Origin of the sequence: uncultured Georgenia sp., assembly GCF_937958535.1 — a bacterium.
Lineage (GTDB): Bacteria > Actinomycetota > Actinomycetes > Actinomycetales > Actinomycetaceae > Oceanitalea.
The window spans coordinates 1-10,662 of record NZ_CALGNQ010000097.1 but is presented as its reverse complement, the minus strand read 5'-3'; the positions used below and the strand labels follow the sequence as shown (position 1 = coordinate 10,662).

Sequence of the window (10,662 nt, the reverse complement as noted above, 5' to 3'; positions counted from 1 at the left end):
CGCACGGGGTTGGCCGGGGCGTGGGGTGGGGCGGCGACGTGGACGGCCCGCAGGAACCGGGCGAGCGGGTCGGCCAGGGACCTCCGCGCCTCGGCCGGGACCGTGCCCGCGGATCGGCCGGGGACCCAGGGGACGACCGACCACCGCCACGGGTACCGCGCCGTCGGCTCACCCACCCGCACGGGCACCGGGAGGAGGACGTCGCTCACCGGCGCGACGAGGACGGCGAGCTCGGGCAGCCACCGCTGCTCGTGCTCGACGAGCCGCGCGGCGACGGCCCGGCGCGGCAGGCGGACGGCGAGGTCGGTGCCGAGGCGCCAGACCGTGTTGTCCCAGCCGCTGGACATCCGCTGCAACGGCAGGTCCGCCAGGTCGGGGTGCTGGTCCTGGAGCAGGCTGCGCACGAGGTGCTCGTCGACGGCGACCTCCGCGGGCGGGGTGTCGGGCATGGCGGCACGCTACGCCTCCGACCCCGCGCGCCGGCAACGACCACCCGTCGTCATCGCCGGGGCCGGCCACCGTCGAGCCGCCCGGCCGAGCGGTCGACACCGCACGGCACTGCCGAGCAGGCCGCGGCGGCGTTCACCCGCACCGCGCGGTCCCTGGGGATCGACGCGGACGCGGCGCTCGACCTCGTCCGCCGGGCGCTGCAGGCGGAGGGCGGCTGACGGCGGCGGCCGCTGCGGTTGCGGCGGGGACGCGGCCCAGTACCGTGACGCGCACCCGACGGAGGAGAGCTTGATGCCGACCACGATCCGCGCCCACGTCCTCACCGAGCCCCACGGCACCTTCCAGCTGGTCGACGGCATCGAGCTGGGCGACCCGCGCCCCGACGAGGTGCTCGTGCGCTTCACCTCCACCGGCCTGTGCCACACCGACCTCTTCGCCCGGGACGTCTTCCACCAGCCCGACTTCCCGGCCGCGGTCTACGGGCACGAGGGCACCGGTGTCGTCGAGGCCGTCGGCACCGGCGTCACCGAGTTCGCCGAGGGCGACCGGGTGATGGCCTCCTACGCCTCGTGCGGCCAATGCCGCACCTGCCTCACCGGGCGTCCGTTCAACTGCGAGCGGTTCAACGACGTCAACTTCGCCCTCACCCGCGGCGACGGCTCCTGGAAGGCCACCCGCGACGGCGGCCCGGTCGGTGCGAGCTTCTTCGGGCAGTCCTCGTTCGGGACCCACGGTCTCGTGGCCGCACGTGACCTCGCCAAGGTGCCGGACTGGGTGGAGCCCCAGGACGAGCACCTCCTCGGGCCCCTCGGCTGCGGCGTCCAGACCGGGGCCGGCGCGATCCTCAACGCGCTGCGGCCGGGTCCGACGGACAGCATCGTCATCGCGGGCACCGGGGCGGTCGGGCTGAGCGGGCTCATGGCCGCGGTGGCAGCCGGCGTCGGCACCGTCATCGCGCTCGACGTCGTCCCCGCCCGGCTGGAGCTGGCCCGGGAGCTGGGTGCCACCCACACGGTCGACGGGCGCGACGAGGACCAGGTCGAGCAGATCCGCGCCCTGACCGGTGGCCACGGCGTGACCCACGCCTTCGACACGACGGCGGTCGGCGCGGTGCTGGCGCGGCTCGTCGACGCCCTCGCCTGGGGCGGCACCCTCGGCATCGTCGGCGCCGCCCCCGGGATGACCCTCGACCTGCTGCCGGTGATGCAGCTGGGCCGGCGGGTCCAGGGCATCGTCGAGGGCAACTCGGTACCGCGGGTGTTCATCCCCCAGCTGCTCGAGCTGCGCCGGCAGGGCCGCTTCCCGCTGGAGAAGCTCGTCCGCACGTTCCCCTTCCCAGAGCTGGAGACGGCGATCGCGGCCACCACCTCCGGGGAGGCGGTCAAGGCGGTGCTCGTCCACTGACGCAGCGCGCGCCGGGGCGGTGCGGCCCGCCGTCGTACGCTGGCGGCCGTGACCGACCAGCTGCCCGTCCTGCGCCCCCTCCGCCCCGCCGACGCACCCGCGGTGCTCGCCGCCTTCGCCTCGGCTCCCGACATGGCGCGCCAGGGTGAGGTCACCACGCCGGCGCAGGCCGAGGCCTACGTCCGCCGGTGCACCGAGCCGGGCCGGCACGTCTTCGCGGTCACCGTCGCGGACCGGCTCGTCGGCGCCGTCGGGGTCGCGGTCGACGAGGAGGACCGGCTGGGCTGGGTCTGGTACTGGATGCACGCCGAGCACCGCGGCCGGGGCTGGACCTCGGCGGCGGTGGCCACGGTCGCGGACTGGGCGCTCGCCGTGGGCGGCTGCGAGCGGCTCGAGCTCGGGCACCGGGTGGACAACCCGGCGTCCGGGCGGGTGGCGGAGGCCGCCGGGTTCGTCCGCGAGGGCCGGGAGCGCGGCAAGTTCCTCATCGCCGGCGAGCGGGTCGACGTCCTCACCTACGGCCGTCTGGTCACCGACCCGGTGCCCACCGGACCGCGGCTGGCGCTGACGGCGTAGCCCGGCGCCCGCCACTACGCCAGGCGCAGCCGGAAGGCCCACAGGTGCACGATCGGGGTGGGGCTGTGGTCGTGCTCGGGTGCCCGGACGAACCCGAGGTCCCGGTACAGGGCGTGCGCCGCCGTCATCTGCGGCAGGGAGGAGAGCACCACCTCGCGCGCGCCGTCGCTGCGCGCCCGCGCGAGGCAGGCCGTGACGAGCGCGCGGGCCACCCCGCGCCGCCGGGCCGCGGGCGAGACGGCAAGCATCCGGAACTCGCCCTGGTCCGGCCGTGCGGCGACCTCCCGCCAGGTGGAGGCCACCGGGCACCAGGTCACCGTGCCGAGGATCGCACCGTCGTGGTCGGCCGCCACCCACACCTCCGCCTCGCGGTCCCGCCGGGCGGCGTCGCGGAGCATCGCGACGTAGAAGTCCTCGGCGCCGCCGGGCGTCCCGACGAGGTCGTCGGCCCGGTAGGCGTCCACGGTGAGCTGCCCGACGGCGTCGTACTCCTCGGGCCGGACCCGGCGCACGGCGACGCCTGCGGACGGCGGCTGCGTCATCACGGCTCCCCCGGCCGTCGCTCCGTCGTGGCCTGCTGCCCACTATGCTCCGCGCGCCCGGTCATGCCCACCTCTTTGCCGTGTCTCGTCCATCGCGACCCTCGAGTCGTGGCTGCACGCGCGGAACCTAGCACCGGGGTGCCGCTGCCCGGCGGTCCGTCCGCACCTGCGTCTACTGTGGGCACATGACCCTGAGGCTGGCCATGGTGACCATCGACACGACCGACGCCGACGCGCTCGCGGCGTGGTGGGCGGAGCAGACCGGCGCGGAGGTCGTCGAGCGCAACGAGGGCTGGTACGTCATCGTCGCGGGCGGCGCCCTACCGGTGCAGCTGGCGTTCCAGCGGGTGGAGGACCCGACGCCGGGCAAGAACCGGGCGCACCTCGACCTCGTGGCCGGGGAGGACCTCGACGCCGAGGTGGACCGCCTGCTCGCGGCCGGCGCCACGCTCGTCTCGCGGCGGGGCGACGAGCACTTCCGCTGGGTGACGCTCGCCGACCCGCACGGCAACGTCTTCTGCGTCGCGCAGCCGGGCGCGCACTGACCCTCACACCGGCTCGCGCCGGGTCGGCGCACCGGCTCACGCCGGTCGCGTCGTGTCCGCGCGCCGGTAGCTGGTGACGACGACGCCTGAGCGCAGCACCCGGGTGTCGGCGGTGACGAGGCGGGAGTACGGGAACCCCGCGGGGAAGAGCTGCTTCCCGGTGCCCAGGACGAGCGGGTAACGGGCGAGTCGGTACTCGTCGACGAGGTCGTGCTCGGCGAGGGTCCGCACCAGCCGGGTGCTGCCCCACACCCGGATCTCACCGTCATGTCCGGCGCGCAGCAGCGCCACCTCCGCGGGGACGTCGGCACCGAGCAGGTGGGAGCCCTGCCAGCCGAGCTCGGTCAGTGTGCGCGAGGCGACGTACTTCGGGACGCGGTTGTAGCGCCGGGTGAGCTCGCCCTGCAGGCCCGGGGCGTCCTCGTCCCACACACCCCAGGCGCCGGCCCAGATCTCGTAGGTCCGGCGTCCGAGGAGCAGGGCCTCGGTCCGCTCCTCCCACTGCCGGACCAGGTCGCCCAACTCCTCGCCGCCGTGTTCGGCGTCGTAGTCGGTCGCCCAGCCGCCGTGGGGGAAGCCGCCGTCCGGGTCCTCCTCGGGACCGCCGCCTCCCTGGACGACGCCGTCGAGGGTGATGAACGCCTGGACCACGATGGTGCCCATCGCCGCCCTCCTGTCTGTGGTGGTCGGTGGGGGCCCGCGGTCAGGACGCGACGCGGGCGCTTGACAGATGGACCGGCGCGGACGGCGGATGTCATCGGGTGGCGCGGCTTCGCTGTCTGCGTGGTCACGGCACGACAGCCGGTGCGGACCCGCGGCGTGGGTGCGAGGCGCACGACGCAGGGCCCGCTCCGCCCGTGCGGTCCGTCCGCGGACGGCGGCTCAGCCCTCCGCGACGGTCCCGTACCCGACGAGCCAGGTGGGCTCGATGCGGTACATCCGCACGTCCTCGCCCCAGGTCGTCGGGTCGGAGCCGTAGTACGCGGTCCAGTGCGCGATGGTCTCCTCCCAGGCCGGGTCCTGCGGGGTGAGCCGCACGGCGTTGCCGTGGCAGAAGACGCCCAGCCGCTCGCCGTCGACGTGCGCGGCGCTCACGGCCGGCCGGGCGGCGAGGTGGCGGGCCTTGGCCGCCCGCCCGTCGGTCCCGAAGGTCCACCGGCCGTGCAGGAAGTGCCCGTCCACCGCGCTGACCCGCGGCTCCCCCGCGGCGGTCACCGTGGCGAGGGTGAGCACCTTCATCCCGTCCAGCGCGGCGACGACCTGCTCGGCGGTCAGCCGGCGCGGCCCGCTGACGATCTCCTGCAGGTGGCTCGTGCTGCGGGTGTAGGAGGCGTCCATGAGCTCTTGAAGGGCGGCGATCTCCGCTGCTGTCTCCCTCATCCGCCCCACGCTACCGGTGCCGACCCACAGGGCCCGGCCGTGTGAGCCGGCCGCACCGCGGAGCTCGTCGACCACGTCGAGCCGCCGAGGGCCCGCTCACGGTCGTGCGGACCTGACGTGCGCGGCGCCGCCGGTGCGGGTCACCCGCGGCGGGTCCTGCTGCTCCCCGCGGCGGCGCAGCGCGTAGGCGAGAGTGGCGGCCCCGAGGGACACCCCCCACAGCGGCCAGAGCAGGGTGGGACCGTAGGCCGCCCAGTCCGCCACCGGGTCGAAGGCGGCGTCCGGGCCGAGCACGCGCCGGATCATCGAGATCCCGGAGGGGACGAGGAGCAGCGCGACCAGGCTCGCGGGGACGACGGCGAGCGCGACCGGCACCGGGCGGCCGCCGAGCCGCGGCACCCAGTGGGGGAACACCTCGCCCCACCGCCGGGTCAGACCGAGGGTGAGCACGGCGCCGACGACGGCGAAGGACCCGAGCCACACCCCGGGCAGCAGGGCGCTGCTGCCGTGCTGGGCCTCCCACACGTCGCGGCTGAAGCCCAGTGGGTAGAACATCCAGGTGAAGCGGGTGACGGCGTAGCCGAGCGGCGGTACGACGGAGACGACGACAGCCACCCGGCCCCAGCGCGCGGCGGCCTCGGGGCGGGCCCAGGTCGGGACGGTGACGGGGTGCGCGCGGAGCGCCCGGAGCACCGCCCTGCCCCACAGCACGACGCCGAGGAGGACGCCGACCTGGATCACCAGGCCGACGTCGACGGCTGCAACCAGTCCGCTGCGCATCCCCGCGTGGAACGGGGCGAGGACGACGGCGAGCGGCAGGTAGCCGACGACGGCGAGCAGCTCGACGCTGAGGGTGAGCAGCGCCAGTACGAGCGCCGCGGCGCCGCCGAGGACGACCGGGCGGGTGGAGCCCGGGCTCCGCGCCGTCCACCCGACGGAACCGGCGACGACGAGGGCGAGGAGGCCGGCGAGGACCGGGAAGGTGGGCCCGGGCAGCAGGGATGCCAGGCTCGCCCCGAGTGCGGGGTGGCCCTCCCCTCCGACCAGGTCGCCCCCGGTGGCGGCGACGGCCGCCAGGCCGGCCGCGACGAGGATCCAGTACAGCGTGGTGATGGTGGTGGTTCGCATGCCTCCACCGTCCTCGGCCGGCGGTCCGGGCAGATCCCCCGGGAGCGTGGACGAGCCGTGCCCCGCTCCCCCGTGCGAGGGAGCCGGTGCTCACCCCAGGGCGTCGCCGGGCCGCACGAAGCCCGACTCGTAGGCGAGGACGACGGCCTGGGTGCGGTCGCGTGCGCCGAGCTTGGCCAGGAGGTTGCCGACGTGGGTCTTGACCGTCTCGACGCCGAGGTGGAGCAGGGCCCCGATCTCGGCGTTCGTCCGGCCCGCGGCGACGAGGCGCAGCACCTCCTCCTCGCGGGCGGTCAGCCCGGCCCGGGAGACGACGTCCTCTCCCGCGGCGGTCGGGGCTGCCGCGACGAGCCGGCGCAGGGCGTCGGGGAAGAGCAGCGCGTCACCGCGGGCCACCACCCGGATAGCGTGGAGCAGCTGTTCGGGGTGGATGCGCTTGAGCACGAACCCGGCGGCGCCCACGCGCAGCGCCTGCAGGACGTAGTCGTCGTTCTCGAAGGTCGTCACGACGAGGACGCGTGGTGGCGTCTCGCCCATGCGGTCGGCCCGGGCGTGCAGCGCCCGTGTCGCGGAGATGCCGTCGAGCCCCGGCATGCGTACGTCCATCAGCACGACGTCGGGGCGGGTGGTGGCGACGGCGGCGGGCACGTCCGCGCCGTCGGCCACCTCGCCGACGACCTCGAGGTCCGGCTCGCCGTCGACGATGACGCGCAGGCCTCCGCGAACGAGGGCCTCGTCGTCGACGAGCAGGACGCGGACGGTCACCGCACCTCCCGGGGCAGCACGGCGCGCACCCGCCAGCGGTGCCCGTCGGGTCCCCAGGTGAGCGACCCGCCGACCCCCTCGGCGCGCTCCCGCATCCCCGCCAGGCCGCGCCCGGCCCGGCCGGTCGGTCCCGGGCGCAGGTCGTTGCTCACGGTCAGGGCGACGGTGTGCGCATGCGCCTCGCCGGTGACCTCGGTCCCCCCGCCGCCGTGCCGCAGCGCGTTGGTCAGCGCCTCGCGCACGATCGCGTACGCCTCGCGGGACACCGCCCGGGAGACGGCGCCGGGGACAGCCGGTGACAGCCGGAGGGTGATGCGGGCGCCGGTGGCGCGGGCCTCGGCGACGAGCGCGGGGACGTCGGCGAGCGTGCGGTCGCGCGCGGCCGCGTCCGCGGACGACGGCGGCTCCCCGACGCGCAGCACGCCCAGCACGCGGTCGAGCTCGGCGACCGCCTCGCGTCCGGTCTCGGCGATGGCGGCGAGCGCCGACCGGACGAGCTCCGGGTCGCGGTCGAGGGCCCGTTCCGCGGCGGCCGCCTGCAGGGTGGTCACGGTCAGCGCGTGCCCGACGCTGTCGTGGAGGTCGCGGGCGAGCGCGTTGCGGGCGGCGAGCTCGCGCTTCTCCATCTCGAGCCGGGCGATCCGCTCCTGGGCGGAGGGACCGAGCAGCGTCGGTGCACATACCCGCAGCAGCGAGCTCAGGCCCCACATCGCATACGGCGGCACGAGGAGGAGCAGCCCGGCGAGCGCGACGGCGAGCACGGCCGGCAGCTCGACGAGGGGGCCGAGCGCGGCGTCGAGCACCGTGCCCCCGAGGTGCCAGGCGACCAGGCTCACGCTGAGCGGGACCGCGACCAGCAGGGACAGCGCCGCCGCGGCCCCGGTGGCGAGGTGGAGGACGAACCAGACCGCGCCGCGCGCCGCGGGCTCGGGGCCGCGGCCCGGGTCCTGCGGGAGGTCGGCGTCGAGCAGGGTCCGTGCCGCCGTCGCCTCGAGCAGCCGGACCGGGTGGAGGAACGGGGGCAGCAGGACGATCACCGCGGTGACGAGGACGAGTGCGGTGACGACCGGCCGGGACAGCGTGGGGTCCCGGTACATCTGCGCGAAGCCGGTGGCGAGCAGCCCGTACGCGGCGCCGACGACACCGCCCACGACGAGGAACACCCCGCCGCGCAGCGTCGCCGCACTGACCAGGGGCCGCACGGCCACGGGCACGGGCATGAGGGCAGTGTGCCAGCCCGGCCCCGTCCGCCCACAGCGGAAGGACGAGCGCGCGGCCCGGGCCCGTCAGTAGGGTCGGCGCATGGCAGCAGTGAGGCAGGTCACGGCCCTCCCGCTCGACCGTCCGCGGGTACGGCAGGGGCCGCCGCTGTTCCGTGAGGCGGTGGGGCGGGTGCTGCGTGAGGAGCGCACGGCCCGGGAGGAGCGGCTCGTCGACGTGGCCCGGGAGGCGGCGATCTCGCCCCAGTACCTCTCGGAGGTCGAGCGGGGTGCGAAGGACCCGTCCTCGGAGGTGCTGCGTGCGGTGAGCGGCGCCCTGGACCTGCCCGCCGCCGAGGTCGTCCGGCGGGCGAGCACGCTCATGGCCTCCCCGGCCCGCCGGCAGGGGCCGACCGTCTCGGCGCCCACCGCGCTCCGCCTGGCCGCCTGATCCGTCGGGGAGCGGGTGGGCGGGCCGCCCCCTAGCGTTGGTGCATGGCAACCATCGACTCCATCACGCTCGAGGTGACCGAGGTCGCGGCCGCCGAACGCTTCTACGCTGCGGCGTTCGATGTCGGAGACCTCCTGCGCCTGCGGGCGTCGGACTCCCCGACGAGCGGATTCCGCGGGTTCACCCTCTCCCTCGTGGTGCCGCAGCCGAGCGGGGTCGATGCCCTCGTCGCCCGCGCCCGGGACGCCGGCGCCATCGTGCTCCAGGAGCCGACGAAGTCGCTGTGGGGGTACGGCGGCTCGGTCCAGGCCCCGGACGGGACCGTGTGGACCGTCGCGTCCTCGTCGAAGAAGGAGACCGGCCCGCCGTCGGAGGGGGTCGACGACGTCGTCCTCCAGCTCGGGGTGCACGACGTCGTGCCGAGCACGCAGTTCTACGTCGACCACGGCTTCACGGTGCGCAAGAGCTTCGGGCACACCTACGCCGAGCTCGACGCCGGGCCGGTCACGGTCACCCTGAACAAGCGCAAGGCGGTGGCCAAGGCGGCCGGGGTCCCGCCCGACGGCACCGGGTCGCACCGGCTGGCGGTGACGAGCGACGCCGGGTCCTTCACCGACCCGGACGGCTACGTCTGGGAGTCCCGGTGAGCGCGCACGCAGGACACCGCCGCACCGACGCCACGCAGGACACCGCCGCACCGACGCCGCTCGGGTCCAGGGTGGAGCAGGCGGGCGGGCTACCCGGCGGGATGAGGTAGCCCGCGGTCACGCGGCGGGGCGTCCCGCCTGCCGCGGCCGCTGCGCCAGCACCCGGTCGACGATGCCGTAGGCGACGGCGGCCTCGCCGGTGAGGACGAGGTTCCGCTCGGTATCCGCGCGCACCTGCTCGACGCTGCGGCCGGTGTCCCGGGCGAGGAGCTCCTCGAGCTGGCCGCGGACCCGCTCCACCTCTTCCGCCTCGAGGATGAGGTCGGGGACGGTGCCGCGCCCTTCGGCCGCCGGCTGGTGCAGCACCACCCGGGCGCGCGGGAGCAGGGCCCGGCGGCCCGGCTCGCCGCCCGCCAGCAGCACCGCCGCCGAGGACGCCGCCTGCCCCACGCACGTCGTGGCGACGGGGGCGCTGACGTACTGCATCGTGTCGTAGACGGCGAGCATCGCCGTCACCGAGCCGCCCGGGGAGTTGATGTAGACGTCGATCGGCAGCTCGGCGCTCTCCGCCTCGAGGTGGAGGAGCTGGGCGATGAGGGTGTTGGCCACGCCGTCGTCGATCTCGGTGCCGAGGTAGACGATGCGCTCGGCGAGCAGCCGGCTGTAGACGTCGACCGTGCGCTCCCCTCGCGGCGTCTGGGTGGTGACGTACGGGATCGGGTAGCTCGCCATCTCAGCCCCCCAGCCCGGCCCGGCGTGGCGGCACGGGCCTGATGTCGTCGACATGGGTGATGACGCGGTCGACGAAGCCGTAGGCGACGGCGTCGGCGGCGGTGAACCAGCGGTCCCGCCGCGAGTCGCGCTCGATCGTCGCGACGTCCTGTCCGGTGTCGTCGGCGATCGCGGCGAGGACGGTGTCGCGGGTGTGGCGCAGGTCGTCCGCCTGGATTGCGATGTCCGCCGCGGTGCCGCCGATGCCGGCGGAGCCCTGGTGCAGGAGGACCTTGGCGTGCGGCAGGGAGTAGCGCTTGCCCTTCGTCCCGGCGCTGAGCAGGAACTGGCCGGCGCTGTAGGCCATGCCGAGGTTGACGGTGCTCACGTCGTTGGGGATGAGCCGCATGACGTCCCGGATGGCGAGCATCGCGGGGACGGAGCCGCCCGGGGAGCTGATCCAGAAGCTGATGTCGTCGCGGGGGTTCTCGGCCGAGAGCAGGAGCAGCTGGGAGCACAGCCGGTTGCCGGCGTCCTGGTCGAGCTCGGTGCCCAGGACGATGATCCGCTGGGTCATGAGCCGCTGCCGGAGCTCCTGGTCGAGGGGGACCATGCTCGTCTGTGTTGCCATGCCACCCATCCCACCCGGCGGCGGGGCCGGTGCGGTAGGGCGCGCTGCCCACGGCAGATCCGCCGTGAGCAGCGCGAGCCCGTCCCTCCCCGCCCATCGATCGGGCAGAGAACGTCCGTTCACAGTTCGGGAACGGACGATCAGCGACCGATCGACTCTCGGGGTGGCCTCCCGTGCGGCCCGGGGTGACGTCGAGGCGCACCCCGCCGCCCGGTCCGGGGCGGGCGACGATC

Annotated in this window: 14 protein-coding genes; 5 read left to right on the top strand and 9 right to left on the bottom strand. The window is 75.5% G+C overall.

The window, feature by feature from the left end; translation table 11 throughout:
* Window positions 1-449 (bottom strand): phosphotransferase (locus Q0195_RS05715; RefSeq protein ID WP_299275760.1); only part of this gene is annotated, 449 nt, incomplete at its 3' end.
* Between the two features lie 292 nt (window positions 450-741).
* Between Q0195_RS05715 and Q0195_RS05710 the strand changes: the two genes are divergently transcribed.
* Window positions 742-1,854 carry an NAD(P)-dependent alcohol dehydrogenase gene (locus Q0195_RS05710; RefSeq protein ID WP_299275758.1) on the top strand — a complete coding sequence of 371 codons (1,113 nt, stop codon included), beginning with the start codon at window positions 742-744 and terminating at the stop codon, window positions 1,852-1,854.
* A gap of 48 nt (window positions 1,855-1,902) precedes the next feature.
* Entirely contained in the window at window positions 1,903-2,430 is a 528-nt protein-coding gene (locus Q0195_RS05705) for a GNAT family protein (RefSeq protein WP_299275755.1), read from the top strand.
* A 14-nt stretch (window positions 2,431-2,444) separates the two neighbouring features.
* On the opposite strand, the gene Q0195_RS05700 is transcribed toward Q0195_RS05705, so the two are convergent.
* Window positions 2,445-2,972, bottom strand: a complete 528-nt coding sequence (locus tag Q0195_RS05700; protein ID WP_299275753.1) for a GNAT family N-acetyltransferase — start codon at window positions 2,970-2,972, stop codon at window positions 2,445-2,447.
* Window positions 2,973-3,157: 185 nt separating this feature from the next.
* Here Q0195_RS05700 and Q0195_RS05695 point away from each other — a divergent pair, with 185 nt between their 5' ends.
* Window positions 3,158-3,517, top strand: coding sequence for a VOC family protein (locus Q0195_RS05695; RefSeq protein WP_299275750.1), 360 nt, complete (start codon window positions 3,158-3,160; stop codon window positions 3,515-3,517).
* A gap of 36 nt (window positions 3,518-3,553) precedes the next feature.
* Here the strand turns inward: Q0195_RS05695 and Q0195_RS05690 are convergent, their stop codons facing one another.
* The 5 genes from Q0195_RS05690 to Q0195_RS05670 all read right to left on the bottom strand — a co-directional run bounded on the left by Q0195_RS05690 (window position 3,554) and on the right by Q0195_RS05670 (window position 8,010).
* On the bottom strand, window positions 3,554-4,180 hold the full coding sequence (locus Q0195_RS05690; protein WP_299275748.1) for a dihydrofolate reductase family protein: 627 nt from the start codon (window positions 4,178-4,180) through the stop codon (window positions 3,554-3,556).
* A gap of 219 nt (window positions 4,181-4,399) precedes the next feature.
* A complete protein-coding gene (locus tag Q0195_RS05685) occupies window positions 4,400-4,897 on the bottom strand; it encodes a pyridoxamine 5'-phosphate oxidase family protein (RefSeq protein ID WP_299275745.1) in 498 nt (165 codons plus the stop codon).
* Window positions 4,898-4,993: 96 nt separating this feature from the next.
* Complete coding sequence (locus tag Q0195_RS05680) at window positions 4,994-6,025, bottom strand: hypothetical protein (protein ID WP_299275742.1); 1,032 nt, start codon at window positions 6,023-6,025, stop codon at window positions 4,994-4,996.
* Window positions 6,026-6,115: 90 nt separating this feature from the next.
* Window positions 6,116-6,790: a response regulator transcription factor gene (locus Q0195_RS05675; RefSeq protein WP_299275740.1), complete on the bottom strand. Its 675-nt coding sequence runs from the start codon at window positions 6,788-6,790 to the stop codon at window positions 6,116-6,118.
* Window positions 6,787-8,010 carry a histidine kinase gene (locus tag Q0195_RS05670; protein WP_299275738.1) on the bottom strand — a complete coding sequence of 408 codons (1,224 nt, stop codon included), beginning with the start codon at window positions 8,008-8,010 and terminating at the stop codon, window positions 6,787-6,789. Before Q0195_RS05670 ends, Q0195_RS05675 begins: the two co-directional genes overlap by 4 nt.
* An 82-nt stretch (window positions 8,011-8,092) precedes the next feature.
* Here Q0195_RS05670 and Q0195_RS05665 point away from each other — a divergent pair, with 82 nt between their 5' ends.
* Together Q0195_RS05665 and Q0195_RS05660 are read left to right on the top strand one after the other, a co-directional pair.
* A complete protein-coding gene (locus tag Q0195_RS05665; RefSeq protein WP_299275736.1) occupies window positions 8,093-8,440 on the top strand; it encodes a helix-turn-helix transcriptional regulator in 348 nt (115 codons plus the stop codon).
* A 44-nt stretch (window positions 8,441-8,484) separates the two neighbouring features.
* On the top strand, window positions 8,485-9,087 hold the full coding sequence (locus Q0195_RS05660; protein ID WP_299275733.1) for a glyoxalase: 603 nt from the start codon (window positions 8,485-8,487) through the stop codon (window positions 9,085-9,087).
* Between the two features lie 117 nt (window positions 9,088-9,204).
* On the opposite strand, the gene Q0195_RS05655 is transcribed toward Q0195_RS05660, so the two are convergent.
* Window positions 9,205-9,819, bottom strand: coding sequence for an ATP-dependent Clp protease proteolytic subunit (locus Q0195_RS05655; protein ID WP_299275731.1), 615 nt, complete (start codon window positions 9,817-9,819; stop codon window positions 9,205-9,207).
* Window position 9,820: 1 nt separating this feature from the next.
* Window positions 9,821-10,429 carry a ClpP family protease gene (locus Q0195_RS05650; protein WP_299275728.1) on the bottom strand — a complete coding sequence of 203 codons (609 nt, stop codon included), beginning with the start codon at window positions 10,427-10,429 and terminating at the stop codon, window positions 9,821-9,823.
* Window positions 10,430-10,662: the final 233 nt, after the last annotated feature.